Below are 15,454 nucleotides of genomic sequence, written 5' to 3'. Positions count from 1 at the left end.
TGGGTGACCCATGACATCGACCGCCTGCTGGGCGCCGCCGGCCCCGTTCCCGACGCCCGTCACCGCTACGACCTCGATGCCGGTCGTCGGTATATCGCCGACCGGCAGGCTGCCCGCCGGGCGGCCTCGGCCCCCGTCACGGCCCCGCCGTCCGGCGAGTGCACGCCCCGCCCCGCTGCTTCGGCCGGGGGCGCCGTTCCGCAGGAATCCCTGCTCGACGACGCCGGCCGGGACCTGAAGGCGCTGGCCAAGCTTGTGATCAACGAGCCGGACGCCTGCACCTGGCTGGACGGCCTCGTCACGAGGTGGGAGCCGCGAGGGGCCCTGGTCTTCGGCTGCCTGCTCGACCTCACGGGCCAGCCCTACGATGCCCAGTGGTGGTGGCAGTTCGCCGCCGGGGCCGGGAACCTCACCGCCGCCTACTGCCTCTACCTGCACCACATCCGTATGGGCGAGCTGCGCGACGCGGAGCACTGGTTCCACCAGGCGGCCCGCCTGGACGAAGACGCCCCGGCGCCCCTGCCACCCGCGATGCCGGACGTGCCCGGCTACCCGCACCTGGCGGCGCTCATGGCCCCGCCGATGCCCGACACCGCCGGACTGCCGAGCCCGGACCACGCCCTGCGCGAAGCCATCGACTCGCTGCCCGGGGCCAGCAACGAGATGTGCGGACCGTTCAGCCTGCCCACCGGTGACATCGCCCACCAGCTCCAGGAACTGGCCGCGCACTGACGCATCCAACCGTCCTGCCCGCACCCGACCAGGCTGCGGGCAGGACCACACCGCGCAGAAGGGTCCGGCGCCTGCCACCGCGCCGGCGGACCGGCCGCCCGCGCCGGCGTGCCCTGCTGTCTGGCGGGCTGGGCAGATCCGTTGTCCGAGCGTGCCCTCGCGAGGACCGAGGAGGGTTGAGCAGCATGAACAACCTGCCACGTGAGACGGATCGACAGAATCCCCTGGCCGCAAGGGCATTCGCGAGGGAATATGCCTGCAGAAATTCGCCTCGGTCCCATCTGCCCGTCTACACTCAGGCTGTCGCGCTCACCTGAACGCCGGCCCGCCGGTGTGCCGGCCGGAGCCGCCCACCCACCTTTCGAGATGGGCGGGGTGAAACCAGGCCACCTTCACGCCTGGGCACAGGAGGCACGACATGGCTCGGAAGCACGCGAGCGGCGGGGGCGAGCACACCGGCACCCCGTCCGGCCGGGACAAGCGCAGGCGCGCCCGACCCGCAGCGACCGAGGCCAGCAGCACGGACCGGAAGGTGAGGACCGCCAGCGTGGTGGGCCGCTACCTCCTGCTGCTCCTGCGGGTGATCGAGCTGTTCATCAGCTGACCCCGGGATGCAGCAGGCGCCTCAGCTGAGGGCTGAGGCGCCGGGTGTTGCTGGACCGCTGAAGGCCCTGACCTCGGTACGGACTGGTACTCCTGCCGAGGGAGGGGCCTTCCCCATGTCCGCTCAATCGCGGAACGGATGGCCACAGTCTACGTGCATCCGCCATTGCGAGCGCAATCGCATGAATCAAATGTTTTTAACGATTTCATTTATTGGATCCATCCGAGATTCGAACATGAACATCGATTCAATGTTGCCGAATCCACGGGCCGCCGCATCAAACCGAATCGAAACACTGCCGGATCAAAGCGAATCGATACGTCCGCGTCAAACAAAATCGAAACATCGCCGGATCAAACGAATTGAAACGTTGCCGGATCAAACCGAATCGAAGAATCGGCTGGCCGAGGCGAGCGCACCCGCCGTGAGCATCGGCCGCACACTCGGATGCCGACATTCCACGGTCGACGCGGTACCCCTTACGCCGGCAACAGCAGGTCAGGGGTGAGGTTGGTGCGGCGGCGGACGATCCGGGGCCGGTGGCGGTAGCGGCCGAACTCGGGGCGCTCCTGGTCGGTGACGATCTCCACGACGACCTCGGGCACGACCGGGAGGTAGGTGATCGGCGGGCTGCCGGGAAGCCCGCCGACGGTGCCGGGCAGCTCCGCCAACCGGTCGCCGGCCGGCCGCAGCAGCGGCACGAGCTCGCGCCGCAGCCCGGACGGAAGCGGCAGGCTCACCCCGACCGGGCGCAGCCGGCCCTCGGCGTCGGGCCGGGAGAGGACGGCGGCCTGCCGGCCGGGGTCGGCGGCCGCGGTGATGCCAGTGATCACGGCGTCGGTGGTGTGCTGGCGGCGCCACTTGGTCCAGCCGGAGCCGTACCGCGGAAGGTAGAGGCCCTCGACGGGCTTGGCGACGACGCCTTCGATGCCGCCGCCGAGCGCGCCGACCCAGGCCAGAGCCCCCTGCTCGTCGCCGGTCGCGGGGGTGGGCCGGATGCCGGCCGGGGCTTCGCCGAGCAGGCTGACCAGCTGCTCCCGGCGTTCGCGGTAGGGCAGGCGCCGAAGGTCGGTGCCGTTCGCGCCGGTGGCGAGGAGGTCGAAGGCCACGAAGACGACGCTGAACCCGGCACCGGGCCTCGGGCGCTTGCCCGCACGGCTCTGCAGGAGACCGAAGGAGACCCGGCCGTCGTCGGTGACGGCCAGGAGCTCGCCGTCGAGGACGGCGTCCGGCATCCGGCCGGCGCGGTGGGCCACGTCGGCCATCGCGCGGGTGAGATCGGTGCCGTGCCGGCTGAACACCCCGGGCGAGGGGCCGGTGCGCAGCACCGCTCGCCAGCCGTCCCACTTCGGTTCCAGGCTCAGACCGTCGCTGGACGGGAAGGCGGTGACTGGGCGGGCGAGAGCGACGTCGACCGGCAGTGCGAAGGGCAGCACCGGGGCCTACCCGCAGCCGTCGTCCGCGAGGACGCCCGCGTTGGCGCCGAGGCCGCAGGAGTGCGCCTCCGGAGCGGAATCGATCGCGCCCTGCCGCTCCTCGGCGACGGGGCGCCACCGGTCGAAGCCTCCAAGGGTGCCAGCGTCCCAGGTATCCCAAGGGGTGGCGCGCCCGTGAGTGTCGCCGTTCGTCGTCGCGGTCCCGGCCATCGCTCGCCTCCGCTCGGTACGTGCCTCCAATCCCACGGTAGGCCCGTACGAGGGGTGCTCGGAGCTGACGTTTGATCACTTGGACCCAGTATCGAACAATTGTTCCCATGACCGTCGATGTGCCGTTCTCCCGCCCCGCGCACCCCGCACCGGTGCCCGGTGACGCCGAGCGGGCACCCCGCGAACTGATGACACTGCCCGGCCACTCCCGGGACGTACGGCGCTGGCGCCTGGTCGAGATCCGCCAGGGCGGCCGCTGGCGTCAGGGCCTGCTCACCGTCTGGCGCCGCCCGCCGGGCAGCACGGTCTGGGTGGTCCACGTACGCTGGTCCGCCGACCCGGACGCCTGGGGCTGGTTCCTGTTCGACGAACACCGCATCCGCCCCCTGCCCGAACCCACCGGCCCTGCACCGGCCGGCGCACCCCACTACGGCCACTGGCACGACGCCGTCGTGGTCCCCCGCGAACTCACCGGCCCGCCCACCGACCCCGCCGACGAGTGCTGGCGCTTGGCCTGGCTGCACACCGGCGGGGCATGGCGCTCCGCGCTGGTCACCGCCCGGCGCAGGCCCGGCCCCGACCTGCCCTGGATCGCCCACGCCAGGTGGGGCGAGGACAAGGACACGGCCTGGGTGATAGCCGACGGCGCCGCCCTGCGGCCGGTGCCCCAGCCCGAGCAGGAGAGCACCGGCGTGGCCCCGGACCAGGCCGACGCGGCCCGCGGATCGGAAGGCGCCAGGTGACCGGGACCGCCCCGACCGCCACCCCGGAGGCCGGCCTCGCGGCGGAGCGCCGCCTGCGCCTGGCCAGCCTCCTGGAGGAGACCTCACCCGACGCCCGCGCGCACCACGACGCCGCCCGGACCCTGCCCGTCCTCGAACCCCTCGCCCCGCTCCTGCCCGCCGGCGGCCTCCCACGCGGCACCGCGGTGCAGGCCGACGACACCGCCCTGCTCCTCGCCCTCGCCACCGGCCCCCTCGCCGCCGACCCCACCTGCTGGGCCGCCGCCGTTGACCTGCCCGACCTCGGACTCGCCGCCGCCGCAGGCTACGGCCTGCCCCTGCAACGCCTCGTCGTCGCCGACCAGGTGGGCGAGCACCACTTCGGCGAAGTCGTCACCGCCCTCGCCGACGCCTGCACCGTCCTCCTGGTCCGCCCACCCCAACACCTCGCCCCCCGCACCACCGCCCGCCTGGAGGCCCACCTGCGCCGCACCGGCGCCGTCATGCTCTGCCACGGCCACCCCTGGCCCGGCGCGACGCTGCGCCTGGAGGCCACCGACCGACGGTGGTCCGGCCTGGGTGACGGCTGGGGACAGCTCAGCGGCCGCCGGGTGGAGGTCCGTTCCTCCGGCAGGGGTGCGGGGTACCGCCCGCGGACCGCCCGGTTGTGGCTGCCCGACGAGAACGGGGCCGTCGCCCCCGCAGCCACGGGCGCCGGCATCGGTGCGGAGCGGCCGGGGGCCGTCGCCGCGCTGGCGTAGCCGCAGGTGCGCGGCGGGCCTGTGCACCCGCACGCTGGGGCAAAGGCCGGCCCGCTGTCCGAACCCCCGAGCGGGCGCGGGCCGGCCTTTCCCTGACGGGCCGCGCGGTGTCATTGCCGGCTGGGATGCTGGGCGGCATGGACGACGAGGCGCTGCTGCGGGGCCGGGTCTACGGAGCCGACCACGACGACCCCGACCCCGGCCCGCGGACGGGGCACGTGTACCGAGAGCTCGTCGGCGGCCCGCTCGACGGTCTTCTCCTGGACGTCACCGGCTGGGACGAGGCGCAGCTCGCTGACGGTGCCGCGCTAGCCACCGAGATCGGTCGGTACGGCGCGGGCGGGCGCGCCCACTACGAGCCCCGACCCGGAGATCCGTCCCGCTGGGACTGGGCGGGCGACACGCCCTGACGCCGACCCCGTTTTGAGGAGGTCGGCCCGCCCGAACGACAGAGGCGGGCCGACCGACCCGGTCGACGGCTACGCGCAGGTGTCGAGCATCTCGACCAGCGCCGCCTTCTCGGACTCGGTGACGTTCAGGTCGTAGGCGTGCTTCACGGACGTCCAGGCGCGGGAGTAGGTGCACCAGAAGTCGTGGGCCGGCGGGCGCCAGGCCTCGGGGCCCTTGTCGGCCTTCGCGCGGTTGGACGCGGCGGACACGGCGACCAGCTGCGAGCGCTGCGTGTCGTTCGCGAACTGCTCGCGGGTGGCCCTCGTCCAGGTGTCCGCGCCGCTGCGCCAGGCGTTGGCCAGCGGGACGACGTGGTCGACGTCCAGCTGCCGGGCGTCGGTGAACACCTTGTGGTCGTACGGGCTCTCCCAGGTTCCGGAGACGGCGCGGCACTGGTCGTCCTGGACGACGTCCTGGCCGTCGCGGGCGAGGACGACCTCGCGGGTGTCGCAGGTGCCGTACTTGATCTTCCAGTGGGGGAACTCGGCCCGGCTGTACCCGGCCATGGAGTGCGGGGCCTGGACGGCCAGCTCGTTCAGCTCGGCCCGGACGACGTCGAGCGGCGGCGGCTCGGGAAGGGTACGGTGCGCGGCGCCAGCGGCCGCGGATGCCGGGACGGGGGAGTGGGCGTAGGCGGGGGCCGCGGCTGGCAGGAACACCAGGGCGAGTGCGGCGAGGAACGTGGCGATGTGACGCCACCTGAGACTGATCATGGTTCACGCCTACCGGCCGCAACCCGCCCCCGGCGGCACAGTCACCCTGGGGCGGCGCGTCTGCGGTGCACCGTTGACCACCGCGCCCCGGGGCTGCCACGGAGAGCGGTGCCCGGGCCGGGGGCATGGTCGGTGTCGGACCGCCCCGACAACGTCTTCGGGCCCGACCGGATCCTGGGGACGTTGCACAACTGTCACTTGGTCGAGGAGATCGGCGCAAGCGTTACCAACTGCATGATCGCCCCGGCTGCGTCCCGTCGGGCCTGTAGCACGGATGTCGGGCTTGTGGTGGTGCCATTGGAAGGTAGCGGCTGGCCGCCGCGCGTCTAGTCTCCGGTCCAAGAGCGTGAGAGCCGAGTCCGGGGAGAGCGCTGTGCCGTCCATTCGTAATCTCAACGCGTGCACGGAGCCGGCCGTGTACAAGACCGTCCGGTTGCGCGGCGGCGGCTTCGAGGCGTTCGGCTGCCGCGCGCACCGGCGCAGGGTCGCGTACGTCGCCGGCGCGGCCAGCCGCGGCGGCATGTTCCGGGCCACGGAGGCGCTCCAGTGCGGCACCGTGATCGACCAGCGGCCCTTCGAGCGGATCATGGACGCGCACCACCGGGGCTGGCTGCCCGACATGGAGCCGCTGACCGGCGAGATCGGCCGGCGCACCTGGGTCCACCGACTCCGGAGCGCTCACGACGACCGCTACGACGTACTGGCCGAGCACTATCCGAGGGCGCTCGACCAGGTCGACCTCGCGCTGGCCCTGGCCGAGTCGCTCGTCGACCCGGGCGAGCGGGAGGCGGACCTGGAAGCGCGCGTCCTGGCCGCGATGGCCGCGGCCGAGACGGCCTACCGGCGAGCGGTCATGCCGATGACCACACCCGACAAACCCTGGAAGTGCCCGTAGGAGCCGCCCCCGGCGCGCGCCGCGGGTCCGCGCGTCGTCCGGCCCGTTTCGGCGTTGAGTTCTTGGCCGGCGTCCGGCCCGCTGTGTTCCCGTCCCGCCGCTGGGTATGCGGGAGTCTCCTACCCGGTCGGTGACCCGGGCCACCTGCCCTGGAACCTGACCGGGTTCATTGCCGCGGCTGACGTCGTGGTCGCCTACCAGCTCCCGCGCGTCATCATCGCGCTCACCCACGCCGACCCGAACCGTGGCGCGACGGCGATGTAAGCCGGCTCTCGCGGCTCGGCCGGCCGCGTGTGGGGAGGGGTGCGGCGCGCGGCGGTCCGGGAGGCCGCCAGAGGAGACAGGTATGCGAGTGGTCGGTTCGAACTGCCAGGGCCCGGCTGGTGGGTGGCTGCATGCGCAGGTCGTGTTCGAGTGCCCGCCCGTCTGGCTCGGCCAGGCTGGCGTCAGCGCCTGGCTGCTAGTGCCCCGGCCACGGTCTGCGCTGCGGCGACGTAGTCGCCGAGCAGCATTGCTGCGTAGCGGTGCAGGGCCTTCCGGTAGCAGCGGCCGCACTGCTTCCTTGGGTCGCCGGCCTTTTTGCCGTGCGTGCAGGTGGCCTTGATGCCGTCCCGGATGGCCTGCAGCGCCTTCTCGTTCTTAGCTTCCTCGTGAGGCAGGTTGTCGGCCCGCGCCAGGTCGAGTTGGTCGGCCAGGGCCTCGCCCCCGGGCGACAGGGGTGTCTTTAGCGCCAGCTGCTGGGGGCACGCGTTGGCGGTGTGCCGCATGACGAGCGTGGCGAGTCCCCGTCCGCGGTACTCGGGCTTGATGTAGATGATTTCGACCGAGTACCGGGGAGCGTCCAGTGCCATGAACCCGGCGTCCTGGCCGTCGACGTGGATGAAGGTGGTGATCAGGTAGCCCGCTGCGGGGTTGCCGAAGGCGAGCTCGCGGATCCGCTCGTACTCCTCCAGGAGGTAGTCGGTGAACATCTCCTGCAGGCTGTCGACGTCCCTCTTCGTCAGCGGGTCGAATCCCTCGAACGTGACGCCGTCTGCTAGCTGGACGCTCATGTCTTCCTCTCCTTGGGGCCCGGCCAGGGCCCAACGTCGGCGCCCTTCCGTAGGTGCGCGGACGAGCGTAGTGCCCGGCCGCGCACCAGCCTGAACTTGGGATAGCCAAAGGGAGACCTCAGCCATGCACCTCCCCTCAGGCGCGGGGGCGCGGCGCGGTACGTGTGCGGGACGTACGGTAGGGCAGGGCGACCGGTGGGTGGTGATCCCTGGGGTATCCCAAGTTCATCTATGAGGTCGGCAGCCCTCAGTCGTACTGGTCGCCATACTCCTTGACCGACCAGCCCTCGGGTACCTTGCGCACCTCCCAACCAGGCACCAGCACCTGGTGGAGATAGGAACCGTCGTCCCAGTTGGCGAGGGTGGAGCGGACGGTCGTGATCAGCGGCTCCCGGATGTTGTCAAAGAGCACCACCGGCTCCAGCCCCGCGAACATGATCGAGCCGCCGTCCACGGGAATCGGGCGCCATCCCACCAGCGGCACCACCATGATGTTGCGCTCCTCCGGGATCCCGATCGCCACTCGCCAACCGTTCGGGGCCGCCACGAACGGGGCCACCCCACTGCTGTCATTCGTCATGACCACCACCCTGGCCCGCCGCCGCCTCCCTGTCCGGCCCTTCCCACAACTCTCGAAACTGGTTCGGCACCAGCCTCCCAGGATGTCCAGCCCCTCGAGCAGCCGCAGACGATGCCCTGCTATCTACGGCAGGGGGGTTTTGACCTGCCGGCACGACCTCCCGTCCGGCCGCCTGTCCCCGCCGCTGGCTGTCTGGCCTCCGGTTCGTCGCTGCGCCGGTCTGCCGCGGTACCGGGCCGATGCGACTCGCCCTGTCGCCTGCTGAACCGGCCGGCAGGCTCCCAGGTCAGCGCTGGTCGACCCGGCGTTGGTCGAACAGTGCCCACGCCTTGTTCGTGATCATGAAGACGGCGGACGCGGCGGTGCCGATCTCCATGGTGTTGGCGGTGGGGCGGGCCCAGAGCCGTCCGTCGGGGTCCTCGACGATGCGGTCCGACCGCAGCTGCAGGAACCGGGTGTAGGGGTGCCCGTGGACATGGCCGCTGGCGGTGCGCCACAGGAACATGGCGTACGCCTGCTCCACCTTGCCCGGCACCGCCTGCGCCGCCGCCAGCTCGATGACCCTCGTTGCGTTGACCTTGAGGTTCCGGGCCTTGGTCGGATCAACCCCCAGCGACATCGCGACTGCGGCAGCTTCATCGAGCCGCAGGTCCAACCGGGCTCGAGCGTCGGCGACCGCCGCCCGTGCCTCGGGGGTAGAGGCTGGGACCGCACCGTACGCCTTCCGCTGCTCGTCATAGTTCGTCGTTGCCGCCTCCAGAGCCCGCAGCTGCCGCTCCTTCCGGCTGGTGGGTGCAAGCACCCACACCGCCTGCGAGGCGCCCAGCAGACCGGCCCGCAACGCCGTGAAGTACGCCGACGGGTACAGCGTCTTGGTAGCCGCCATCGCCGACAACGCGAAGTCCAGGTGCTCCACCGCCGTGAGCAGCCCGTGCCACGCCACACTCGACACCGGATGCTCCAAGAACAACCGGTCGTCCCCGGCCAAGCTGCTCCCCGATTCGATCCGGGGAGGACCGCCGTCGCCGCTCGTGCGCTCCAGCCAGACCTCGACGGCCTGCTTCATCCGGCCGAGCCGGGCTTCCCACTCCGTGTGCTCCGACATGGACGGAGGCTAGCGGTCTCGCCGCCTGACCATAAGACCTCTGCACAGACCTCGGGCAGGTGCTCGGGATGGTCCGTTCGGAGATGGGCGGCACCGCCCGGGGTGTCGGTCGCTCCGGTGCCCAGCATGCGATGGCGGTCAACGAGACGATCGCCGCGTTCGTCCCCGGCGGCGGCAGCGCGTCCGGGGCCGCAGGCGGGGTGGGCACGGTGCGGTCCTCGTCGCGGGCGAGGGCCGCGTCGTCGTTGTTCTGACAGCTGTTGGCGTCGCCGCCGGATGCCGGGTCACCGATGAGTACCCGGGCGGCCGCGATGAGCTCGGCCTCGGCGGCCGTCCGGTCGTGGTCCGGCCCGCTGTGTCCCCGTCCCGCCGCTGGGTACCTGCCGTCTGTGCTGCTGTGCCTCGGCCTCGCCGTCCGCCGCCGTCCCTGTAGCCCTGGTTCGGGCGTCTTGGGTGGTGCGTGGCGGACTTCCGTACCGTCCGTCGGTCGAATGCTGAGGAGGCGTCCCCTGGGGGTGGGGATGCCTCCTCAGCGCTCATGCTGGGGTTGTTCACCACTGCGGGTGCTTGGTCCGCCATTCGGTGAGGGCGGTGAGGGCCGTGTTGGCGCGGTCGATGTCGCCGGTGAAGGCGCCGGCGCGCAGGAGGGGCCAGTCGGTGGTGATCTCCTGCTGGATTTCGGCGGCCAGGCCGGTGTTCTCGTAGCCCCACCAGCGGTCGAGGAGGAACTCGCCGGGCCAGGGGACGCGACGCCAGTCGAGGCTGGCGTCCATGCCGATGAGCGAGGCGAGGAACTGGAAGCGGGCGCTCGCGGCCTCGAAGGCGCGGTCGTCGGGCTCGACAGCGCGCAGCGGCTCGCGGACGGCCGCGTTGATCAGCCGGCTGTAGGGGGTGTAGTCGAATCTCCGGCTGGACCTCTGGGGGTTGATGAGGTAGATGCTGTCGCGATACAGGACGTTCCACGGGTTGAGGTACCAGCTCGGTTCCTCGCGTCCGCGGTTGCCGTCCGGGGGCGTCCAGAGCGGCTTCGTCAGTAGGTCGGCGATGAATTCCTCGCGGTGGGTGAGGACGGCGGCGATGCCCATGGTCCAGGTGGCGAGCAGGGCGGGGTAGTGCCGCAGCCTCTCGAAATGATCCTCGTAGCGGCCAGGCGAGGTGTTGCGCGTCGTGGCCAGTCGGCTGACCGTACGCAGCCACAGGGCATCGTGCCTACCGTCGTCGTGGAAGACACCGCTGGCCAGGAGATGCAGCAGCGTGTCCGTGTCGGCCCGGTAGCCCTCGACGGCCTGTGTGAAAGCGCTGTCGTCGCCGAGTACCGGGTACCCGGCAGCCGCGTCGAGGGCTTGCTGGGTGTGCTGCTGGACCAGGTCGAACAGGTCGATCCGTCGCAACGGGTCGGGCAAGGCCCTCTTCAGCTGCGCGACGGCCATGTCCCGGCTGACGGGCGGCGCGGCCATGCGGTCCAGCGCCTCGAGGCGCTTCTCCAGATCGGTGAACAACTCGTCCGCGTCGAGCCCGCGGACGACGCCGGCGCCGTGCTGCACGGTGAGCCGCTGCGCCGCTACGCCGAGAGCGCCGTAGGTCGACCAGAACATCGGATACCGCCTGGCCCTGGTGCCCTCCACGGCGCGCACCAGGGCCTTGTCCCAGTCCGCCGACCACCCGCACACGATCAGCCCGTACTCGTCCAGCACCCGCTCCAGCAGCTTCTGCTGCGCCTCGGGATAGTTCTCCAGTTCGGTGGGGGTGTTGCGCTGGTCGAGGTCGGCGTAGTCCCCGTGGAGCTTGACGATGGTGACCTGGCTGTGGACGAGAGGCTTGATGGAGTCGATCTGGTCCGGCCGGTTGACGACCTGGGGGAATATGCCGACCTCCGTCAGGGCGCGCTCCATGAGGCGGTCGAAGTTGGTGGTGAGGATGACCCGGAAGCTGCCGCGCTTGACCATGCGGGCGATGGCCCGGTGGGCGGCAGTCGGCGCCTTGTCGGTGGCCTCCGAGCCGTCCTCGGGCACGAAGTAGCCGTCGAGCAGCGCCTGCCGGGCGGCGGGGGTGGGCGCGGCGTGCTCCAGCAGGGTCGAGTACCCGAGCGGCTCGCCGAAGGTCTCCTCCCACCACTTCTCGGGATCGGCGGCGGCCCGCAGGCCAGCCTCCGGGTCGTCCGGCTCGCGCACTGCGGCGACCTTGGCCACCAGGTCCACGACGATGCCCCAGCCGGTCTTCACCCCGGACGCGATCGAGAGGCCCGATCCGAGCATCAGCGCGTACACCCCAGGGCAGTTGTGGACGTTCAGGGCCATCGCGAGCTTCGGGTCCATGGAGGGGCCGGACGTCACGGCCAGGCCGGCCGGTACGGGATCCGATGCGGCGTCAGTTCCCATGTGCAACTCCTTGCAGGCGAAGGGCGCCGCCCAAGCCGGACAGCATCTCGAGGAGCAGCCTAGCACCCCTTCTCGTCTAATCGACGATAACTATTTCTCGGGTGTGACCTGTTGGTGTTGGTGGGGGTGTTTTGGCCTCGGAGGGCTGGTTGTCTGGACCTTTGGTTGCAGGTGTTGGGGGTGTCCGGTCGGGTCGGCGGCCGGGTTGGTGTGGTGACTGTGTGTGGTGGTTGGTGGGGTCGGGGGTCGGGTCGGCCCGCTTGAGGGGCCGGCCCGGTGTTGTGGGCTATTTTCGGGGGTGAATTCCGCCGGTAATTCGATTGGGTTGTTTTGGCGGATTGGTTGTTGGTGGTGGTTTGAATTCGGGTCGGATTCGCGGGTCAGGGGTGGTGGCGGGCGTTGGTGTTCGGTTTGGCGGGCCGGGTTGGGTACCGCGCGGTGTTGGTCGTCGGGGTTGTGGAGGCCGGTGTGGTCCGGGCTGGGTGCTGCCGTCCGGGGCCCGGTGTCCGGGGTCGTTCCGGCTTGCTGCGCCGTGGCCGGTGCTGTGCCGCCGTCCGGGGCCCGCTGCGTCGCCGTCGCCGTCCCACTGTGCTGGCCGTCGTTCGGGAGTCTCTGTTTTCCTGCGTCCTGTCCTGGTGTTTTGGGAGGGTGTGGGGGTGAGGAGTGTGCGTGGTGCCGGTCCGGATCGTGTCTGTGTGTTCCCGGGTCGGCCGGGCTGGATCCGGGATGTCGTCTACCTCGACGACCAGGTGCTGGACTACCTGGCCGTTGCCGCCGCGGCGAATGCCTGGCGGGACGACGGTGCTCGTTATCTGTTGCCGGCGGATACCTACCGGATCGCGGCCCAGGCCATCACGGCCCTGGCCAGAGCGGTTCCCGAGGACGCTGGCCCGGGCCGGGTGGTGCTGTACGCGCTGCCGGCTTGGAAGTTGGAGGCCTTGTGGGACGTGCTGCTGGTGCTGCGCCGTACGGTGGCCGGTGACCCGGACACGGACGTGGTGCGCGAGCTCCTGGAGGACCTGGGCGATCACCTGTTCACCCCGGCGCACACGGTGGAGCGGTTCACCGCGGACCTGGAGCGGGTGGTGGCGGTGCTGATGCTCGATCTGCCGGCGGTGAAGGTGGTGGCCACCGCCGTGGTCCTGGGCGAGGAGCGGGACGAGGCCGTCGTGGACGCCTACCGTCAGATTACGGCCGCGTGGACGGAAGCCGGCGTCCGACACTGACCTTTCCCCGCGGTATGGGGCTGTGGGCCGTCGGTCGTCGGGGTCCACCCGGCACTCGCGCGTCGCCCGGCCTGCCGGGGACTGCTGTGGGGGCTGAGGTCATGCCTTCAGCCAGACCCACAGGGCGTACGCGTGGTGGGCGAGGTCGGCGAGGTTGGCTGCGATGCCGATCGCGGTTGTGACAACGAGCAGTACAGTCCATTGCCGTCGGCTTGGGGGATCTGCGGCTGCCTGTACGTCTAGTACGGCGGGAACGTCGCCGGGCTGGGATGGTGCGGTGGTTCCTGGTGTGCCGTGGTGGTCTGGGCTGGTGGGCGGGGCTACCACGGCTGGTCCTTCGTGTGCGCGAGAAACTGTGTCGGGAGTGGTCGACCTGCCATGGTGCGCACGGTGCGCTGGTTCAACGGGAACAGGCCGGCCTTGATGATGGTCTCGGCAGCATCGGCCGCTGAGCGCGGACAGGGCGTGCGGACGGTCACCGGCCGCGCGGCGCTCGGTCGGGAGACACGGGCGGTGAGAGCACTGCGGGGACGGCGCCGGTTGAACGCCCTGCGGGCCGGGGTGGTCCACAGGTGCTGGACGTCCTCGGGGACGCCCAGCGCGCTCAGCAGTTGCACCATCTCCTGCAAGAACTGCTGCTCGCGCTGCCACCCGCGCGGCCACACGCCGCCCAGGCGACTGCGGAGTGTGGACACGGGCATCCCGGCGTGGGTAGCCAGCTTCCGGTAGGACACGGGGGTCCGGCTGCGCTCCCGTAACGCGTTCAAGGAGAGGGTGAGGTTCTCGATGAACCAGCCCTTGCGCACCCGCGTTCTGTCGACCGGAGCGAACGATGCCCAGACCGCCTCCGTACGAAGCCTCTGCAGGCTCCCGGGAACAGCCCTCGTCAGGCGCTCCAGCGCGGCCACGGTGGCTGCGCTCGGCAGGCTGTCGCTGCCGGTCCGCGCACGACGGATGGTTGACAAGGACAGGGCGATGCGTTGCTCCTCCGCCTCCTTGAGCCATGCCGCATCGCTGCGCCCGGTCATGGCCTGGTCGATGGCACTGGCGAGCCTGCCTTTGGCGCTGTCAGGGCTGTGCACGGGGCGGCGCGGCCGACCACCGAGGGCGTTGTACGGATAGACGGGTGGATGGGCGGGTGGCACCAAATCCTCCTGAGAACTAGGAAGTTCACCGGGCCGATCTGCCCGGACGTCCTTACCTCAGCACCAGCAGGCCCGGCCGGACAAATGGCGCGGCCCGCCCGCGAACATGTTTGCCGTTGCAGTACCCGCAGCAGCTTTCCCGCAGCTCAGCAGGGAAGTTGATGCCATGTCGTCGAGACTCCTGGCCCCAGCCCCGAGGGCCGCCTGGTCGCCCCGCCCGCGCCGCCGGGTGCTGCGCCCTGCTGGTCCGTTGCTGGGGGTGCTGGCCGCCGTCCTGGTCGGCCGCCAGGCCGTCCCGCTGCGCCCGTCTCGGCCGTCCGGCCGCTGTGCTTGTGCTCGCCCTGGCCGGCCGGTGCCGCGCCCCGCTGCGCCCCGCTCTGGTGGCTGTCCTGGCCGCCGTCCTGGTCCGGTGTTCGGTTTGGTGTTGCTGCTTCGGGAATTGCCCGGGTGATGCTGGACGGGATTTCCTGGACGGTCTGGAACGGCGGTCGCCGTGTCGGAGGCGGGGCCTTAGGCCCCTTTCCAGCTCGCCTGAATTCGATTTCCCGCCGCTGCGCCTCGAAGTTGGTTTGGATTGCTACTCGAAAGGGAGCAAGAGGGAATTCGTATTTCCGTCGGGAGTGCGGCCAGATAGAGCCGTTGTGGACGGTCGCCGCGAGGTTGCCTGTTTGCGTCTAGCGTCCGTCCGGGGACCGGTAGGATAGAGCTGTTCGGAAGCCGGGGAAACGCCGCCTGGTATCCCTTATAAATCCGGCCGGGAGTCTGCGGTTGAGGGCCCGTCAGTCATCGTCGTGCGGGGCGTCCGTGAGGGTCCGCCACCGGGGCCGGGGAGGCCCGATCCGGACCGGAGACCCACCGGTGTCTCCCGAGGCCGCAGGCCCCGCCCCGGGGGCGGAGGATGGGCCGTCAGCCCAGCAACCACAAGGCGAAACCGCCCCCCGAGCACTCCACCGGCCGGACGGGGGGAGGGCCCCGGGGGTGGGGTTGTGGCTGATACCCGAAGTCCGCGACACATCGTCAACGCCGAGGGCCGCAGGCCCCGGCCGGCACCCCCCGCCCGTCCGGAGGGATGGGCCACTACCCGAATTCCGCGTCACATCGTCAACGCTCACCCCCGGGCGCAGCCCGGGAAATCCTGCCCGCAAACCCGGCCCGTAGGGCCGTGCAAACACCGGCCCAACAAGACCGGAAAGGCGACCGATTGACGGGCCGCAGGCCCGGAACAATGCCACGACAGGGCGGAGCGCAGCGACGCCCGACGCCCACCCCAAAGAGCCAGCACGAGCCCACGAATTCGCCACCGGCGAATTCCCCCAACCACCCACCCACCCGCCGAGGCGCAGCCGAGGCAACACCACGCACGGTGACGGCGCAGCCGGCACCCCCGGCTGACGCCGCGTCAGCGGCGCCCCGGCCGCCAGGCCGGGGGTAAGGCCCTTTAGGGC

The 15,454-nt window shown here is 71.1% G+C and carries 14 protein-coding genes; 7 read left to right on the top strand and 7 right to left on the bottom strand.

Annotated features, from left to right (window positions below):
• Positions 1–3: 3 nt before the first annotated feature.
• Positions 4–732 carry a hypothetical protein gene (locus ACWGJO_RS16550; RefSeq protein ID WP_452184389.1) on the top strand — a complete coding sequence of 243 codons (729 nt, stop codon included), beginning with the start codon at positions 4–6 and terminating at the stop codon, positions 730–732.
• Positions 733–1,150: 418 nt separating this feature from the next.
• Positions 1,151–1,336 carry a hypothetical protein gene (locus ACWGJO_RS16545; RefSeq protein ID WP_452184387.1) on the top strand — a complete coding sequence of 62 codons (186 nt, stop codon included), beginning with the start codon at positions 1,151–1,153 and terminating at the stop codon, positions 1,334–1,336.
• A gap of 479 nt (positions 1,337–1,815) precedes the next feature.
• Here ACWGJO_RS16545 and ACWGJO_RS16540 read toward each other — a convergent pair whose 3' ends face one another.
• Positions 1,816–2,772, bottom strand: coding sequence for an ATP-dependent DNA ligase (locus ACWGJO_RS16540; RefSeq protein ID WP_452184386.1), 957 nt, complete (start codon positions 2,770–2,772; stop codon positions 1,816–1,818).
• A 317-nt stretch (positions 2,773–3,089) separates the two neighbouring features.
• Between ACWGJO_RS16540 and ACWGJO_RS16535 the strand changes: the two genes are divergently transcribed.
• The 3 genes from ACWGJO_RS16535 (at position 3,090) to ACWGJO_RS16525 (ending at position 4,875) form a co-directional block, all read left to right on the top strand.
• Positions 3,090–3,725: a hypothetical protein gene (locus tag ACWGJO_RS16535; RefSeq protein WP_452184384.1), complete on the top strand. Its 636-nt coding sequence runs from the start codon at positions 3,090–3,092 to the stop codon at positions 3,723–3,725.
• Positions 3,722–4,465, top strand: a complete 744-nt coding sequence (locus ACWGJO_RS16530; RefSeq protein WP_452184383.1) for a hypothetical protein — start codon at positions 3,722–3,724, stop codon at positions 4,463–4,465. The genes ACWGJO_RS16535 and ACWGJO_RS16530 overlap by 4 nt, the downstream gene beginning before the upstream one ends.
• Before the next feature lie 137 nt (positions 4,466–4,602).
• Positions 4,603–4,875, top strand: a complete 273-nt coding sequence (locus tag ACWGJO_RS16525) for a hypothetical protein (protein ID WP_452184381.1) — start codon at positions 4,603–4,605, stop codon at positions 4,873–4,875.
• Between the two features lie 69 nt (positions 4,876–4,944).
• Here ACWGJO_RS16525 and ACWGJO_RS16520 read toward each other — a convergent pair whose 3' ends face one another.
• A complete protein-coding gene (locus ACWGJO_RS16520; protein WP_452184379.1) occupies positions 4,945–5,628 on the bottom strand; it encodes an HNH endonuclease family protein in 684 nt (227 codons plus the stop codon).
• Positions 5,629–6,043: 415 nt separating this feature from the next.
• On the opposite strand from ACWGJO_RS16520, the gene ACWGJO_RS16515 reads away from it, so the two are divergent.
• Positions 6,044–6,523, top strand: coding sequence for a hypothetical protein (locus tag ACWGJO_RS16515; protein WP_452184377.1), 480 nt, complete (start codon positions 6,044–6,046; stop codon positions 6,521–6,523).
• 446 nt (positions 6,524–6,969) lie between these two features.
• On the opposite strand, the gene ACWGJO_RS16510 is transcribed toward ACWGJO_RS16515, so the two are convergent.
• The 4 genes from ACWGJO_RS16510 to ACWGJO_RS16495 all read right to left on the bottom strand — a co-directional run bounded on the left by ACWGJO_RS16510 (position 6,970) and on the right by ACWGJO_RS16495 (position 11,638).
• Entirely contained in the window at positions 6,970–7,575 is a 606-nt protein-coding gene (locus tag ACWGJO_RS16510; protein WP_452184376.1) for an N-acetyltransferase family protein, read from the bottom strand.
• A 247-nt stretch (positions 7,576–7,822) separates the two neighbouring features.
• Complete coding sequence (locus tag ACWGJO_RS16505; protein ID WP_452184374.1) at positions 7,823–8,155, bottom strand: hypothetical protein; 333 nt, start codon at positions 8,153–8,155, stop codon at positions 7,823–7,825.
• Between the two features lie 286 nt (positions 8,156–8,441).
• Entirely contained in the window at positions 8,442–9,260 is an 819-nt protein-coding gene (locus ACWGJO_RS16500; protein WP_452184372.1) for a hypothetical protein, read from the bottom strand.
• A 551-nt stretch (positions 9,261–9,811) separates the two neighbouring features.
• Positions 9,812–11,638, bottom strand: a complete 1,827-nt coding sequence (locus ACWGJO_RS16495; protein WP_452184370.1) for an SIR2 family protein — start codon at positions 11,636–11,638, stop codon at positions 9,812–9,814.
• A gap of 695 nt (positions 11,639–12,333) precedes the next feature.
• Here ACWGJO_RS16495 and ACWGJO_RS16490 point away from each other — a divergent pair.
• Positions 12,334–12,864, top strand: a complete 531-nt coding sequence (locus tag ACWGJO_RS16490) for a hypothetical protein (RefSeq protein ID WP_452184368.1) — start codon at positions 12,334–12,336, stop codon at positions 12,862–12,864.
• A gap of 320 nt (positions 12,865–13,184) precedes the next feature.
• On the opposite strand, the gene ACWGJO_RS16485 is transcribed toward ACWGJO_RS16490, so the two are convergent.
• Positions 13,185–14,009 carry a hypothetical protein gene (locus ACWGJO_RS16485; protein WP_452184366.1) on the bottom strand — a complete coding sequence of 275 codons (825 nt, stop codon included), beginning with the start codon at positions 14,007–14,009 and terminating at the stop codon, positions 13,185–13,187.
• Positions 14,010–15,454 lie beyond the last annotated feature (1,445 nt).

The organism is Kitasatospora sp. NPDC054795 (assembly GCF_053611565.1).
The sequence above is the reverse complement of the archived record's forward strand: the minus strand, read 5'-3'. Positions and strand labels throughout refer to the sequence as shown.